The 16,433-nt window shown below is 53.5% G+C and carries 9 protein-coding genes; 7 read left to right on the plus strand and 2 right to left on the minus strand.

Annotated features, from left to right (window positions below; translation table 11 throughout):
- Positions 1 to 8 precede the first annotated feature (8 nt).
- The 7 genes from J0L72_11350 (at position 9) to J0L72_11380 (ending at position 11,954) form a co-directional block, all read left to right on the plus strand.
- Positions 9 to 479, plus strand: coding sequence for a hypothetical protein (locus tag J0L72_11350; GenBank protein ID MBN8691363.1), 471 nt, complete (start codon positions 9 to 11; stop codon positions 477 to 479).
- Positions 476 to 1,573 (plus strand): mannose-1-phosphate guanylyltransferase, encoded by a 1,098-nt coding sequence (locus tag J0L72_11355; GenBank protein MBN8691364.1) that lies wholly within the window; start codon positions 476 to 478, stop codon positions 1,571 to 1,573. Before J0L72_11350 ends, J0L72_11355 begins: the two co-directional genes overlap by 4 nt.
- Positions 1,574 to 1,639: 66 nt before the next feature.
- Entirely contained in the window at positions 1,640 to 2,980 is a 1,341-nt protein-coding gene (locus J0L72_11360; protein ID MBN8691365.1) for a hypothetical protein, read from the plus strand.
- Positions 2,977 to 7,638 (plus strand): carboxypeptidase regulatory-like domain-containing protein, encoded by a 4,662-nt coding sequence (locus J0L72_11365; protein MBN8691366.1) that lies wholly within the window; start codon positions 2,977 to 2,979, stop codon positions 7,636 to 7,638. The genes J0L72_11360 and J0L72_11365 overlap by 4 nt, the downstream gene beginning before the upstream one ends.
- Positions 7,635 to 8,366 carry a VanW family protein gene (locus J0L72_11370; GenBank protein ID MBN8691367.1) on the plus strand — a complete coding sequence of 244 codons (732 nt, stop codon included), beginning with the start codon at positions 7,635 to 7,637 and terminating at the stop codon, positions 8,364 to 8,366. Before J0L72_11365 ends, J0L72_11370 begins: the two co-directional genes overlap by 4 nt.
- 119 nt (positions 8,367 to 8,485) lie before the next feature.
- Positions 8,486 to 10,111: a right-handed parallel beta-helix repeat-containing protein gene (locus J0L72_11375; GenBank protein ID MBN8691368.1), complete on the plus strand. Its 1,626-nt coding sequence runs from the start codon at positions 8,486 to 8,488 to the stop codon at positions 10,109 to 10,111.
- A 133-nt stretch (positions 10,112 to 10,244) separates the two neighbouring features.
- Positions 10,245 to 11,954, plus strand: a complete 1,710-nt coding sequence (locus tag J0L72_11380) for a hypothetical protein (GenBank protein ID MBN8691369.1) — start codon at positions 10,245 to 10,247, stop codon at positions 11,952 to 11,954.
- A 71-nt stretch (positions 11,955 to 12,025) separates the two neighbouring features.
- On the opposite strand, the gene J0L72_11385 is transcribed toward J0L72_11380, so the two are convergent.
- Both J0L72_11385 and J0L72_11390 read right to left on the minus strand, forming a co-directional pair.
- Positions 12,026 to 14,263 carry a hypothetical protein gene (locus J0L72_11385; protein MBN8691370.1) on the minus strand — a complete coding sequence of 746 codons (2,238 nt, stop codon included), beginning with the start codon at positions 14,261 to 14,263 and terminating at the stop codon, positions 12,026 to 12,028.
- A 106-nt stretch (positions 14,264 to 14,369) separates the two neighbouring features.
- Positions 14,370 to 16,388 carry a tetratricopeptide repeat protein gene (locus J0L72_11390; protein ID MBN8691371.1) on the minus strand — a complete coding sequence of 673 codons (2,019 nt, stop codon included), beginning with the start codon at positions 16,386 to 16,388 and terminating at the stop codon, positions 14,370 to 14,372.
- Positions 16,389 to 16,433 lie beyond the last annotated feature (45 nt).

Here is a 16,433-nt window from a genome sequence, read left to right on the forward strand (position 1 = left end):
TCGAACCTATGAAACGGTCAATTTTGGGCGGTCTCGGGCTCGCTTGCCTGATTTTTGCGGCAGGCTGTAGCCAACGAAGCCTGGTTGGAAACTGGGAATTGGGCAGTCTTGAAGTGCTTCCCGGCGCCAGCGCAATGATGACCTTTAACCAAGACGGCACCGCCAAAATGACTATTTTCGCCGCAAAAACTGGCCTCGGCGCAAACATTTCGATTGAAGCCGACGGAAAGTACACCCTCGAAGGCGACAAGCTGACCGTCACGATGGATAAGGTCGGGATCAACGGAATTCCTGCCGTTCTGAAGCCTTCCGTCGAGCCGCGCATCAATGATGAGATGAAAAAGCCTCAGGTGTACACGATGGTTTGGAAATCAGACAACGAAATTGAACTGAAGGCTGATGGCGACCGACTCACGACCATCACTCGGATGAAACCAGGGCAAACCTTGACTGGCGCGGAATCTGGCACCAACCAATGAGCTTTAGGCGCATTGCCATCATCATGGCCGGTGGATCGGGCGAACGATTCTGGCCGGTTTCTCGGCGAGAACACCCGAAGCAACTTCTTAAACTGGCAGACCCAGACAAGTCATTGCTCCAACAAACCATCGACCGAATTTCCGGCTTAGTTCGTAGCGAAGACATTTACATCGCCACTGCCCCGCATCTCGCCAAGCCAATCAAGGACGCCATGCCGAATTTGGGAGAGGATCAGATCCTTGCTGAACCCCATAAGCGCAACACTGGCGGGTGCCTAGTCTGGGTTGCCGCGAACTTACTCGCCAAGGGTGCCGATCCAGATTCGACCAGCATGGCGATTCTGGCCGCTGATCACCGAGTGACTCCGGATACCGAGTTCTGCCGAACGGTAGACGCCGCTTTGATCACAGCGGAAACTTCTGGCGGACTGGTTACCGTGGGTATTCCCCCAACCCGCCCTGAAACGGGCTACGGCTACATCGAACAATCCGATTCTCCTCCAGCCATGCCGCGCGAGGTTCCCGTGTTCTCGGTTTCCAGATTTCGAGAAAAGCCGGATATCGAATCCGCAAAGCAGTTTGTCGCTTCCGGCAAGTTCTTCTGGAACAGCGGAACCTTCTATTGGACTCTGAGGGCCTTCCTCACCAACCTAGAGAAGCACTCACCGGAGCTTTACGCCGGAATACACAGCATCGCAGACGCCCTGCACGGTGGCGATATCGCAGCTGCAGACCAACTCTTCGCCAGCTTGCCCAACCTCAGCATCGACTACGCGCTGATGGAAAAGGCAGAAAGCGTCTACGTCGCTCGAGCAACGTTTGAATGGGATGACGTTGGAGCCTGGGATGCGGTCGAACGCGCGATGCCACTCGATGAATCCAAGAACGTTAGCATCGGTGAAAATCTACTGATCGACACGTCTGGGAGCATCGTTTTGAACTACTCCGGCAAGGCCGTGACCTGCGCTGTTGGCCTCGAAGATATCACGATAGTGGTCACCGATGACGCGATAATGGTGTGCCCAAAACACAAAGTTCAAGACGTCAAAAAGATCGTCGAAAAGCTTAAAGAAACCCGTCCTAATCTCACTTAAAATATCGTTGAAGTGATTAGCAGGAAATGCGCGTCTTAAGGTTGAACAAATAGGTTCAAACGCGCTATGAATTTTCTTGCAAATCTGCAGTCGTTGGCACTCACGCTTCTGGTGGTTGGGGCAGCCATTTTGGCGGTCGAGTTTACATCCAAAACCGAACGTCCAAAATGGGTGCTATGGCCGATTGGGGCGGTCGTTGTTGCGTTCATCCTTGGCTTCATCCCAGCGGTCAAATCTGCCGGTTTCGATGCGGCCACACCTCTCGCCCTGGCGGTAGGTCTGATCATTTCAATCGCAACGCAAATCTTCAGTCCACGCTTGCGGGCATTTGGCGCGGCATCACTTGGAACCGGATCGTTGTTGTTAATCACCCAGGCTCAGGTTCCGGCCACTCCATTTGCAGTGTGGATGGCGATGGCCGCAGGACTCGCGTTTGGCGAAATCCTCTGTAACTCCGAAACTTCATTTAGCGCTCTTCTCGTCATCGCCGCCGGATGTTGCCAGGCTGCAAGCGTCACCCAGCTAGGGGGAATCCATCCTGCACCGGGCGCCCTTCTTGTTCTATGCGCCGGAATTCCGCTGCTCCTCACCGCGGAATCAGGCAAAGCAAAACCAGTCCTACAACTCGTTGCGGCAGGACTTGTTGCCGCACTGCTTTACGTTGGTTCAAACCAGATTTTGAAGTTCCCTGCTATCGGCATCGCGGGCGCAATCGGTGTTATCGCCATGCTGGCGACGATCTGGGCGACGCCGGTTCTTCCCTCGAAGGCATGGAGTTTTGGCTCAGCACTTCTGTGGTTGACCGCCGGAGTGATCGCAATGTCCGACGGAAAATCCATCGGGCTTGGCGCAGTGATTGTCGCGGGCCTCGCCGTCGCATCGATTTTTGGCAAGAGCAACTCCGCAATCGCCATTCTTCCGGTCACCGCGATGCTGATTCTCCGCGGGGTGGCCAATTCCTTCCCAGAAGTCACCCGAGCGCTCGATTTGAGTCAACACTACGCTGTTGTCGGGCTACTCCTTGGTGTCCTTGCCGTGGTTGCGGCCTCCCAGCTCAAGCAGATTCGAACCGAAGCCGGCATCGTCGCCACACTCGGCGCATCGGTTGCAACGGCAATGTCGCCCATCCTCCTGGGCGCCAAGGGAATTCCGGGATTGCTTCTTGGACTCTGCATCGCTCCACTTTTCGTTGAAATGGATGAACATTCCAGCGTCAACGTGTCACTCACGATTGGAAGTGCAATCTTGTTCACAGTATCCGTTCTCAGCGACAAACTCGATATCACTCGTGCCGAAAAGCTTGGGATGCTCACAGGTTCCCTGATTTTCCTTGCGATTATGGTCGTAGTCTGCTTCCTCCTCGTGCGTCAAAAACCTGCTGCTCAATCTGCGGTGAATCCTGAATGAAACTCTTTTCCATTTTTCGATCCGGCGGCCTGATGGCCTTGCTGGTGTTTGTTGGCCTCATCTGCACCTTTTTGGCTTATGGCGTGACCACTGAAATCCCCACTGGTGGGGTCATTGGCACCGTCACCATGAAGGAAAATGGCAAAGTGCTGCCCAATGTCGGGGTGATCTTGCGTCCGGTGGTGAAGGATCCAGAGCAGGAAGCGCAATCGAAGGTTCACTTCATGCGGACCGACGCCACTGGCAAATTCGCATTTCGCAACGTTCCAGCTGGGGTCTACAGCGTCGAAGTCTCAGCCACTGCCCACACGTTGGATGAAAAGAAGATCGTCGTCAATGAAGGCAAGACCCAAACACTTAACCTCGCCCTAGATCCGATCGAACCGTATCTCACGATTTACACGAGTCAAAAGGTCTTCACTCCAAAAGAGGACCCCAACATCCAGATTCACGGATTTGTTAAGGAAAAGAGTCTTAAAGTTAAGCTTTACTCCGTGCCAATCGAGACAATTCTCAAGACTCGCAACTGGTACGAACTGTTCCGCCCTTACAACAACGTTAACTCCTTTGCCGAACTCGAAAAGAACCTGCCGAACGCAAAGGCTGTACAAGAATTCGATTGGAAAATTGAACCAAACGATGCTGAAGGCACTTTCAAGAAGACTCTCGCCACTCCGAAGCTCGCTCCTGGCATCTACTGGATGCGGCTCGAATCGGGCAAGGCGCAGCGAAGCACCTTCTTGATGGTCAGCGAGATCGGCATGGTCGCAAAGGTGGCCAAGGGCAAGCTCGATGCGTTTGTTTCGAACATCGTCACTGGCGAACCGATTCCAGGTGCCAAGCTGACTTACTCCTTCGGAGAATCAGCAACCGAGATCGCAACATCGGATTCAACCGGCCAAGCAAAAGCCGACGTCAAGATTCCGGGAGTTGAGCAAAGCATTGATAGCGCGGTGATCGCCGAGTACAAAGGCAGCCACGCGATCATCACCTTCAGCGATTACGGCTACCGGCCGGATGGCGCGAAGATTCTCATTTACACCGATCGACCGGTTTATCGCCCAGGCGATGAAGTGCAATTCAAAGCCATCGTCCGAGAACCAAATGGCTATCGCTACAAACTTCCTGCCGCGACCAACGCTCAGGTTAGGGTGCTGGATTACACCGACCGAGTACTGGAAGAATTCACCGCGCCGATCAACAACTTCGGAACTCTCAATGGCAAGTTCAACCTGCCCAAGTACAGCACACAAAGCGTCACCATCGAAGTGACCATCGGCGATGCGGCCGAGCGGCAATGGGTCAACATTCAGAGCTACCGAAAGCCAGAATTCAAGATCACCGTTGAACCCAAGAAGGGCTACTTCATTCGTGGCGATGTGGCCCAATTCACCGTCAAATGCGAGTATTTCTTCGGCGGCCCGGTGGTCGGCGCGAAGATCGATGCGACGTTCTTCAAATCGCCGCTTTGGAGTTGGGTCGATCCTGACACTGGCGAAGAAGAATCTAGCGGAGGCTACGGCGAGGACTATCTAGGCGATCAATCCACAGTCACCGACCAGAACGGTGAAGCTACCGTGACCTTCAATACTGCTGATATCAAATTCAGTCAGTGGGATGACATCGACCAAGAACTCTCCGTCCAGATTTCTGGCTCAGAAGGCGATGATCGCTATTTCGATGGTCAAGGAAGCGTCAAGCTAGTTCGCGGCGATTACAACCTCGTCATCGATCAAGAAAGCTATGTCGTCCGGCCAGGCGAGGATGCCAATTTTGAGGTCACGCTGAGTTCAAATGACCCCAAGAGCACCGAGTCTTGGGCTGGAAAGCAGATCGAAGTCGAGTCCGGATTCGAAATTTGGAACGGCAAGGATTCTAGCTTCCACCCGGAATCGAAGCAAGTCGTCACTGTCGACAAAGACGGCAAGGCGAAGTTCACCTTCAAACCTGGTGGAACTGGCGACTACCGAGTCAAAGCACGAATCTCGGATTCCCGAGGCAACCTGATCCAAAGCAGTGCGTGGGTTTGGTGCTGGGCTCAGGGCCAATCGTGGGAATCCCCGAGTTCCAACCTCACCTTGTTGCTAGACAAGAAGACTTACAAGCCAGGCGACGACGCCAAAGTCCTCGTCAGGAGTGGTCAAAAGTCTGGCTCGGTTTGGGTCACCGTCGAAACGGACCGGGTCACGCTCACCAAGGTGGTCAAACTCAGCGAAGGCATCGGCGAGTTCACCTTCCCCGTCACCGACGATCTGAAGCCGAACGCGTTCGTAACAGTCTCGTCGATCTACGAGAAGAAGTTCACCGACGCGCGCCGAAAGTTGAAGATCGACCGTTCCGACGAATCGATCAACATCGCCATCAAGCCGAGTAAGGCGAAACTCCAACCTGGCGAGACGGTCAAATACGACCTCACCACCACAGACATCAACGGCAATCCCGTTTCTGCAGACCTGTCCCTGAGCATTGTGGACGAAGCGATCTACGCCATCGCAAGCGACACGTTGAACCTGATGGACGAGTTCTATCCAGAGCGATACAGCCAGGTCGGCACCTACAACTCCTTCCCCGAGGTGTATCTCGACGGTGGAGACAAGGCAGAGTCAAAAATGTCTGGAGAGGCAAGAATTCGGACAGATTTCCGCGATACCGCTGGATGGTTTGCTTCGATTCAAACCGACAGCAGTGGCAGGGCCACCGTTGATCTCAAACTGCCGGACAACCTCACTTCTTGGAGGGCTACTGCTGTAGGACTGACCTCGGACACCAAGGTGGGCAAATCAGCCTTCAACGTCACGGTCGCGAAGGACCTGATGGTTCGGTTCAGCGCGCCGCAGTATTTCACTCAAGGCGACAAGGCCATCGTCACGGCGAACGTGAACAGCAGCACCGATGCGGCCCAAGACGTTGAAGTCAAGCTACAAGCGGAAGGCTGCAACGTTATTGGCGAATCAACAAAGAAGGTCACCGTTTCACCAAACGGTAGCCAGCAAGTTCAATTCGAAATCGAGTGCAAGCAGTTTGGATCGGCATCATTTTTGGTTCAGGCCAAGAGTGCCCAACATCAAGATGGACTTCGTGTCAGCGTCCCGATCAAGGTTCACGGCCGAGTCAAACCAATGGCTCTAGTCGGTAAGGCAACTTCCGATACATCGCTTGAAATCAGTCGAGGAGATCTTGCGGAAGGAAACTTCTCCATTCGAATCAGCCCCAGCTACCGCAGCTTGCTCGATGCTTCGATCACGCGGTTGATGGACTATCCGTTCGGATGCGCAGAGCAGACTCTCAACAAGTTCCTCGGCCCCGCCGAGTACATGCAGACGATGCAGACCCTCGGCACACCGCTCTCCAGCGAGATGCGCGAGAATATCGCTCAATCCACGGAGAAAGGACTCCAGCGGCTGTACACGATGCAGTCCTCTTACGGCGGATGGGCGTGGTACCAAAATGGCGAACCCGATAAGCACATCACGGCAATCGTGCTCGAAGGTTTGGGCCGGATGCGTCAACTCGGATTCGCTGTCGATGGAGTGATCCTGGACAACGGTCGTGCTTGGGCGGTTCGAACTTTGAGCGCGAAGCCTGCCAAGAACGAATACATGATCGACCGCTACATGTTGGCGGCGGCAGTATTGACTCTCGGCCCGGATGCCACTGCTGAGGCTAGCTTGCCAGCTCGCTGGAAGCCCGAGCACCCAACTTACTTGGTTGCAGCTGCTCTCCGAGGCTATGTGGCGATCGGCAACACGGCTAAGGCAACCGCCGCTTCCGAAGAGCTTTGGCGACGCGCCCAGGTTCGCGAAACCGTCATTCGGTGGCCGTCCACTTTGGGTTCTTACGATTCCGCCAGCACGATTCTCGCTCTGTTGCAATATGGCGTCAGCGCCGAGCAGTTCGAGAAAATGATGCAAGGTCTATCGGAAACTCAATACGGCGGAATGTGGTCGAGCACTCTCGATTCAGGTCTTGCCGTTCGAGCGATGTGCGCATCGCTCGCCAAGTTCCCCGAGCAGCCAATCACTGAACCCGTCGAAGTGTTGGTCAACGGAAAATCGCGTGGCACTCTAAAACCGGGCGATTCAGTCTTCGCTTACACCAATGAAATGGATGAGTTGAAGCCTGGCAAGAACACGGTCGAACTTAAAGTAGCGTCCGGTGTCGTTCGATATGCAATCACTTGGTCGGATACCAAGTTCGAAAACAAACTTGAGGCAATTCCGGCTCAAGGCATCACAGTCAATCGAACGTTCCACGCGCTCACGACTGAGCGGTCAAATGATGGAAGCCTCAGCCTGGTGCCTACCAAGTCGCCAAGCACCCAGTTCACTCCTGGCCAGCCCGTCCGCTGCATCGCCAAGGTGAACAGCAAGAAGGCGTTGTCCTACGCAATGGTGCTGATCCCGCTTCCGGCAGGATTGAAGTCAGCAGAGCGCCTCGACATCGAAGACTGGACTTATTGGTTCGATATGGTAGATGTGTTCGATGACCGAATCGCGATCTATGTTCGCGATATTCCAAAGGGCGAAACAACCTTCGACTTCAACTTGCGTGCTGAAACACAAGGCTCGACCAAGTGTCTCCCTGCGCAAGTGTTCGAAATGTACTCGCCAGAAATGTCAGCCAGTTCATCCGGAGCCACTATCGAGGTTCGGAAGTGAAGCTGGCTCTGACTGGGTTGTTGACGACAGTGGGTCTGGGCGGCGCGATAGCGGTGCTCCAGACCCCAGGGGAAACGGACCTCGGCGCGTACTCCACTACACTCAAGGGTCGAAACAGCAATCAGCGCCAGAACGCAATTCGGGCTCTCGAAGAGCTGAATGGTAAGGTCATCGCTCCGGGCGCGGAGTTTAGCTTCAACCAAACCGTTAAGGGCTGGACTCGCGACGTCGGCTACAAGCTCGCTCCCGTAAGCTACAACGGTCAGTTAGTGGATAGCTGGGGCGGTGGGGTCTGCCAGACGAGCACGACGCTTTACAATGCTGCGCTTCTCGCTGGATTGGAAGTGACCGAGCGCAATCGTCACCGGTTCATGCCAAGCTACGTGCCGCCAGGGCGAGACGCCGCCGTCGCCTTTGAGAACATCGATCTACGATTCCGAAACACGTATCCTTTTCCGATTCGGATTCTCGGATCAGTTCAAGGTGAACGCCTCATCATCAAACTCTCTGGCTCGGGCAAGGCGGTCACTCCACTCAGCGTGTCCAACGAAGTCCGAGACATTCGAGAGAAGTCCACACACGTTTATCGCGGGACGAAAGACCGAATTCGAAACTCCGGCAAGACAGGCTTTGAAGTGTGGGTTTATCGCAACTGGGCAGATCGGCGAGAGCTGATCAGCACCGATGATTACCCTGCGATGGATGCGGTGATAGAAAAGTCCCGGTAATCCTAACATCTTGGCATCTTGCACGTCTATGGAACGGTAAGCACGGGTCAACGCGCATGTTTGGAACGGTACAGAAATTTCGAATCAGCTTTGTTAGTGTGCTAGCCGTATTGGGTTGCATGAGTTTTGCGCAAACTCCTGGTGCGACCGTACAGGCAGGGATCGATGCGGCCATTGCGGCGGGTCAAACCACTTACCGACTGCCCGCAGGTCAAATCAGCCTCACTGAGAGTATCGTGATTCCGGCTGGTACCAAGAATCTGACCATCTTGGGCGCCTCTGGCACTCGGCTCGTCCGAACCAATACGGCCGATTATCCACTGATCCGAATCGGAGACGGATCGCCATATGGCTACGATAACAGTTCATTCTCCAGGTACTCGAGCTTCGCGGCAAACCCAGCCGCTGAGGGTGACACGACGATCACCACGACTGGCATTCCTCCGACTCAAACGGGTTGGTACGCGATCATCGGAACCCACTCTTTGAACGATATCGTGACCCACTCCAATGGCGTTCAGACCTATTGGTTCAAGCGCGAGCTTATTCGGGTCACTGGAATCAATGGCAATGTCCTGACCATCGATCAGCCTTTAGGTCGGGATTTTGGCAATCCAGAATTGAGACTCGTGAGCCCAGATGGGGCCATTCCGTCGAATCGGTTCGTGGCCGAAAACATCACCCTTCGGGACTTCTCAATCGCTGGTCGATCAACGGTCAACAATGGGATGGTGCAAAAGGCTGTGGTCGCTTGCATGGTCCAGAACTTGACTCTTGATGATCTCACCATCACCGGTTTCGTCAATACTGCGGTCAGCGTTCAGTTCGGCAAGGGCATCACGGCTACGAAGCTTCGAATCTCGGACGGCAATCTCAGCTCTCTCGGCTACGGGCTTGAATTCATGGGCACCCGAATGGTCACGGTGCGCAACTGCACTTTCAGCACGATTCGATGCGGCACGATTTTCCAAAGCGGCAATATGGACGCTTTGATCGAAGATGTTGTCGCAACAAGCAACGTCGTTACTGGCCTCGACGGCGGTCACGGAACGGGTGACAAGCGCATCACTTTCCGGCGATGCCTCGCAACCAACTTCAATGTCGCGAATCCTTCTTATCGACGAGGCACTTCAGACGTCACCATCGAAGACTGCACCGCTCTGGACGGCTTCAGCATTTATGGCGGCGCCAAGAATGTCGTGATCCGCGGCATGTATCCGGGCCAGACCATGACTGGAACTGTGATCCGCATGTTCACCGACTCTGGCGGCTCCGGCGTTCCACAGGGCCTTAGCTATGTCGAGTCACTCACACTGGAGAACGGTGCCACCGTACGAGGAGTTCTGGATGGCGTAAACACCCAGCTGCTGTCGATCACCAACACACCACCCGCGCTCGGCACGCTGACCATTCGAAATTGGTCGTTCAAGAATACGGTTTCCAATACTGGTGCAGCACTATTTTTGAACAGCACCAGCATCCCTTCAAATGTGATCGTCGAGAACAGCCGGCTTGAGAACACCTACCTTTATAGTGCACCGATCCTAATCAACAGTACGACTGGAGCAGGGCGATTCAACCTGGTTCTCAAGAATAATCGCTTCGTCACCACCGGGAGACATGCTCTGATGATCATGAATGCGGCTAACGTTGCAGTTGCTGACGAAAATGGCAACACCTATAATGGTGCACAGCTTCAGAACACTCAGGTCTATGGTGCATTTCAGGTCGGAATGCGCCCCTGAGAAAATTATCACTATTTAGTCGCAATCCTACTAACACTTTCAGGAAATTTAAGACAAAATACGAGGGACTGGCAGATTGTCAGGTTCCTCGTTTTTTTGCATTTTTGCTATGAGCGCAGCCCTCTCAATGAATATGAAGTTTTCTACAGGCATTTTGCTTGGCATGGCTCTGATCAAAGTGGCCGGAGCACAAGCATACGCCGATGGCAATGTCATACAAGCCCAACTCAATGCGGCATTGTCGAGCGGCATGCCATTTTTTGTACTCCCGAACACCACGATCACGCTGAAGAGTTCGCTGACAATCCCGAGCACCGCGCGCGACTTTACGTTGATCGGCGGGGATAATACAAAGCTGATTCGCTCTTCTGCTGCGGACTTCCCGCTCTTGTTAATTGGAAATCAAAACACATTCGCTTTTTCAAATACTCCGTTTGCAGCGTTCCAAAAATTCAACATCCAGCCAGCTTCAGAAGGGGCGAGCACACTGCAACTCAGTTCGGCCACGACATGCCCTCCTGGTACCTACGCCATCGTTGGGGCGCATCCGACAAATGATATCGTTCGCCACTCGAACGGCATCACGACCTTCCAATTTAAGCGCGAACTCATCAAAGTAACTGGGCAATCCGGAACAACTTTGACTCTGGCCGAGCCAATAGGGCGGGCATTCGACACTCCCGAACTCTATTTGATCGAGGCAGATTCTGCGCCGAGTTCTCAGTGGCAGATCGCAACTCGAATCCGTGTGATCAACGTTGCAATGGACGGGCGATTGGGAGATATCACCGATGGCCGCGCGGCTATCAGCAAATTGAATCGCGTCTCAAAAGCGTTCGTAGTAGGACTCGCGCAAGACATCAATATCGATAATGTTAGAGTTAAGGGATTCAGCAATTCCGGCATCAACGTGATGATGAGCAAGCGGGTCACAATCCAGAACGCAACGATCTCGGAGGGAAACACCAAGGACCTTGGTTATGGCATCGAATTCGCTGCTACTCGGTTTACTTCGACCTACAACTCGACGATGCAGGACATGCAGGTTGGCATAATTTTCCAATCAGGCGCCATGGATGGCTATGTTTCGAACTGTGCGATTCCTCCAGGGCGAGGGTCTTTCGACGTCAGCCACGGTTGCGGCGAAAAACGGATCACCTACGAAAATTGCACCGCCGACAAGTTCAAGTTCGGAAACTCCAGCTACCGGCGCGGAGGCAAGGATCTCAGAATCATCAACTGCAGCGCGTTTAAGGATCTTGTCATCAACTCCAACGCCGAAGATGTCCTGATTAGAGGTTATCACCCATCCGAACCGATCACGGCTCAGCGGATTCTGATTTTTACAAACCAAGATGGCTTCGGGATTCCAACAGGACCAATCGGACCGATTTCACTGCGGACGGAACAAGCGATCATAAGCAACTACGAGCTCCCCGGCAAGACGCTGGAATTCATCAACGATGTCGCGACGACTCCTTCTAAGCTAGGTAGCGGAACATTCGTGAACACGGTCTTCCAAAACAAACTGCTCTCCGGTAACGGTGTCATTGAGGTCGGCGGAATCACCAATCCTTGCTCCCTCACCTTCCAGAGCTGCGGGTTCAACAACTACAACCCTTCGATCCCTCCAGTCAAGTTCTGGGGTGTTGGTAGCGGTGGAGCGTGGAATGCCAGCTTTACTTCTTGCACCTTCACAGGGCAGGCACCACATGCACTTCGAACGGAGACTGGAGCAAACGGTACTTACCACTTCACTGGAAACACCTACAATGGCTCTCCTGTGACCGCCACCAATACGAGTAACGGCGGTGCTCCAGGGTCAACGTTCGTCTTCCATTGATCTGAAATACTTACGAAAAAACGAGCGGCTGGATATTTCCAGCCGCTCGAATCGTTTTGTCTCGATATTCCTTAAGGAATGTCGCTCTCGCCGAAGTTGGCGACCACGATATCGAAGTCAGTCGAGCCGACCTCACCATCGCCATCAACATCGCCGACGCCAGAGTTGCCAAAGTTAGCTACCAGAGCATCGAAGTCAGTCGAGCCGATTTCTCCATCGCTGTTCACGTCGCCGTTGACCATCGCGATCGAGACGCCGCTCACGCCGAGCGAAGTCAGATTCAACGAACCAGCAGGGCCGCGTCGCAAGAACGTGCCGCCACTGAGAGCGAGGTCGTAGTTACCGCGCAGAGTGGTTTGGAACGAGAACGTGCCGTTCGGGTTGACCGTCACAGGGATGTTCGATGCAGTTCCGCCGCCGACTGGAGTCAGGCGTGCAGTCATGTTGATCGCACCACCGGAATAGGTTCCGAGATTGGCAGTACCGCTAATCGTTTCTGCAACAGGAGTCGGAACCGACAAAGTTGCAGAGAAGTTAGGGTTGCTACCAGCCTTAAATGGATCCAACTTCAAAGTGCCAGGAGTTGCAGCCGCATTGACTTCCAATCGGAAGTTGTAGGTTCGGCCGTAATAAATGGCATTGGTTGGACTCGTTGGCATCGAGAATGTCAACTTGTCGCCAGTGTGAGTGTAGGTCCAATCGTTAGCCGCATTGGTGTCGATGTCTCGGAATTGAACGTTCGTCACGTTCAACGCGTTGTCGACAGGAATGGTGAAGCCATCGATTTGGCGATCCATGTCCAGGTTGAACACAGCGTAGTCGTAGTTGTATCGACCATTGCCAAGGTTGGTCACATAGACCGCAACAATCACATCACCTTCTGTTCGAGGAGTAGCGATCGTGTTGGTCGAACCCGTCCAAGAATAGATCGCTGGGCCTTGCACCAACGAACCGGTCGTGGTGAAGTTCCAAGTCGTACCGCTCCAAGCAGCAGTCGCCACTCGGTAGCAGAGGTTGTTGTACTTGTTGTAGTCGTCTGCGGTGATGTAATACGCTTCGTATCGCAACGAACCGCCAGCCAACAGGTCTTGGTCTCGAACTTGGAGTCGATTCTGCTCACCGGTCAGGTTAAGATTCGAAACGACACCCGTGACTGGATCGCGCTTCTGCGTACCGTTCATTCGGCGAACGCGGTCCATACCGCCATTCGCGAACCAGGATCCTTCTGGAGTCCATACGCCGGTAAATGGGTTGACTTCGTTTCGTGGTCCAAGCTGAGTTCGGTCGGAGTTGTTTCCAGTGCCATACGTATCGGTGCAATTTGCGCCGAGAGCGTATCCACCAGGAGTTCCGCAAGTTCCAGTAGCACAAGAGGATGCGTTTGTTGCGTACCAACCGTGCTTCAAATAGCCTTCACCGATCTGCTCAAACTTGGTGCCAACCATTCGGTAGACGTTCATACAAATCACTGGGTGATTGGGTTGTAGTACGGAGTCAAAACTAAAGCCGCTTGTCTGCCAAGGAATCGTCACCGTTCCAGAGTTACAGGACGTAGTGGACATGGTCAAACCGCTAACGCCGTTTGGATAGGCTGTGGTTCCGCGGCCAGCTGATGAAAGCGAGCCCAGGGCCGAAATGCTGACGTCGTAGATGCCAGCTCGACTTCCGCCGCCACCGTGGCCCGATGGGACTGGAAGCGGATCGTTGGTGAGACCACCGACCCAAGCGACGTCCAAAACAAACGAGAACGAGCCGATCCATTCGGAATTGGCTTCAGGCATGCGGAGCATGGTCGCCATTTCCTTCGAAATCTTGTAATCCGCGCCCATCAATTCGATCTTCTTGTTGACCGAATCAAAGTTCACTTGGAAAGCAGAAGTAACGAAACTGCAGGACTTTCCGTTCGAACCGGTTACAGTACCGACCAATTTCCAACCGCCATCTGGAGCGCTGGCCAACGGGATCACCTGCATGTCGGTGAAGTTGAGCGTCGCGCCTGAAGCGGTCGACATTGTGAAACCGCCCTTCAGCTTGATGGAGCCCGAATTAACATGGTGGAACAGACTTTGAACGGTTCCGAATGAGATGTCTGTTTTTGCGCTATCAACGGCGAACCCAACCGGATCCTCCATGAAGCTGCCTACAGCAGTAGACTTGACCGAATTCAATCGGAGGCCAAAGGCATCCATTCGGTGCGAGTTGAAGTTCATCGAGGCGGTACCGCCCGTGACCTTCCAAGTCTGTTGTGCGTGCGCGGCTCCAACAGAGGCGACCAATATAGCCGCCAATACACACTTTTTAGTATTCATAATTGCTTTCCCAAAGAACAGGAATGCCCGTTAATACGGACTTATCTGGGCTATTTTATGTCGGGTTTCATGCCAGGACAACCGGTACCTAGACAATCTAGTATTTTTACTGGGAATCACCTGAAATTGAGTTCAGCATTGATCTTTTTTTCTGGTCAGCGGGTGAACTTTTTAAGCGGAGAAGCGCGTCACGTTTCTGCCCGGATTTCACAACAGCGGCCGCCCAAATTTTGACTAACTCTTCATCTTCATAGAGGATGTCAACGCATTGCTCTAGTGCGCGTAATCTTAGCTCCGATTCTTCCGCATCAATTGCAATTTCTGCGAGCTTTTGCACTGGACCAGATGGGCTCTGAGCGAGTTCTGTTGCGGTCATAAGCGATCGAATCGCATCTTTGGTTCGGCCCTTCCCTGCTTCCGCAACTCCGCGGTTGTACCAATGAATCGGATTCTTGGGTTCCGCCGACGTTGCAACCTCTAACATCTTGATACCGGTTTCAAAGTCCCCACCTTGAGCGAGCAAGGACCCCAAAACGCCGTTCGCCATAGGATCGTTCGGGACAATCTCAAGCAAATCTCGCAACGAATTCTCAGCGAGATCGGTCTGCCCGAGAGCCACCAACGATTGGATTCGTGCTCGAATTGCCGGCTCACTCTTGGGAGCCAGCTTCACCCACTGATCAGCGATTTGGCCCGCCTCCGGCAACTTGGACGTCCGGAAATACGAGTTGTACAGGTCGCGAAGAACATTGATTTGCCCAGAATCTGCCGTGAGAGAATCCTTGTAATGGCGCTGCGCAAGCTCCTCGTTGCCGATAAACACTTGCAAATTGCCCATTTGCCATTCCCACTCTGGGACGACAAGCGGCGAAATCCGCTTAGCTTCCTTCAGGTTGACGTAGCTTCGATGTGCAGCAGCGAGCGCGGTAGATTCTTGAGTTTTGTCATTCGAATCAAAAATCTCTTGCGCCACGGCGAGATCGCTATGTGCCGAATGGACATAGAATTGCACCAAGCTCGCATAGCCCAAGAACAGAATTGTCCCGATCCCAAAAACGGTGTATAGGGCGCCAGCACCAGTGACCTTCCCGGCAGACTTCAGTTGCCAACGGAAAAGCCGTGCGTGCTTTCCTGTCAGAACCTGCGCCCAGACCACCAGCAGCATCGCCGTAATCGACGACAATCCGATGGCGAGCAAAAGAGGAATTAGGTCGAACAGGTTTCGAAACGCATAGAACCCGATAACAAATGCAGCCAGGATCGCGAGATCGGCGCCGAGTGCAAAATCGTATTTTCGATCGGGCTTTAGCCGAAGCGCAGAAGTCGCACCAGAACCATAGTACAAGGCGCCATTCGGGCAGACGCTCACGCAGTCGAGGCACTTCATACAGCCGGAATCCACGACCATCTTGAATTGCTTGACTTCCTCATGAACCCGCACATTGGATGAGCAAACCTTTGTGCATTCGCCGCACTGAGCGCAATCCTCGGTCACGCGAATTCGCTTCTTTGAAAATCGATCTGCAAATGAGAATGCTGCACCGTAAGGGCATCCGTAAGTACAAAACCCTTTGTTGCCCAGAAGCACCACTGCCAAACCACCACAAACGACAAAGGTGAGAATTGCTATCGGCAGGTTCGGGAATGTAGCCCAAAAGCTTTTGGCCTCCAAGTGATAAACCCAGGCTGGTGCGGGCCGCCCCTGATAAATCCGCAAGAACTGCGGAAATACGAACATGTAAAAGAAGGTTAGGAATGGGATCCATGCAAGCGTTCGAGATCGAAACGGTTTGACATGAATTCTCGCGCGCTTCAAAAGATAGGTGCAGCCGTCCTGGAGCGCAACGATGTGGCATCCCCATCCACAAAAGAACCTTCCGAAGAAAAGTGTCGAGAGGATCGCGAGGACAAAGAAGATGAACCCAGCGTTCACCATGCCCTGTTCCAGCGTCATCATCGCTTCGCTTGGCTCGACCGGAGACAGAGAAGAACCGGTGGAATGGTAATGCCAAATGTGAATCGCGAACGCGAGATGCACTAGCAACAAAACCCAGGCACGAAGCGCACCCTTCGACATTCTTTTTGTTGTCGGTGGAGTGGCTTGCCGAATTGGGGTCAGGCTCATACGCACCTGTATTATGGCCACAACCCCCACAGACTAAAAACCTGA

It is taken from the genome of Armatimonadota bacterium (assembly GCA_017303935.1).
Classification (GTDB): domain Bacteria; phylum Armatimonadota; class Fimbriimonadia; order Fimbriimonadales; family Fimbriimonadaceae; genus JAFLBD01.

Excerpts from the sequence above, each read along its gene's own strand:
- J0L72_11350 (MBN8691363.1), top strand. The coding sequence starts at position 9 with ATGAAACGGTCAATTTTGGGCGGTCTCGGGCTCGCTTGCCTGATTTTT.
- J0L72_11355 (MBN8691364.1), top strand. The coding sequence starts at position 476 with ATGAGCTTTAGGCGCATTGCCATCATCATGGCCGGTGGATCGGGCGAA.
- J0L72_11360 (MBN8691365.1), top strand. The coding sequence starts at position 1,640 with ATGAATTTTCTTGCAAATCTGCAGTCGTTGGCACTCACGCTTCTGGTG.
- J0L72_11365 (MBN8691366.1), top strand. The coding sequence starts at position 2,977 with ATGAAACTCTTTTCCATTTTTCGATCCGGCGGCCTGATGGCCTTGCTG.
- J0L72_11375 (MBN8691368.1), top strand. The coding sequence starts at position 8,486 with ATGAGTTTTGCGCAAACTCCTGGTGCGACCGTACAGGCAGGGATCGAT.
- J0L72_11380 (MBN8691369.1), top strand. The coding sequence starts at position 10,245 with ATGAAGTTTTCTACAGGCATTTTGCTTGGCATGGCTCTGATCAAAGTG.
- J0L72_11385 (MBN8691370.1), bottom strand. The coding sequence starts at position 14,263 with ATGAATACTAAAAAGTGTGTATTGGCGGCTATATTGGTCGCCTCTGTT.
- J0L72_11390 (MBN8691371.1), bottom strand. The coding sequence starts at position 16,388 with ATGAGCCTGACCCCAATTCGGCAAGCCACTCCACCGACAACAAAAAGA.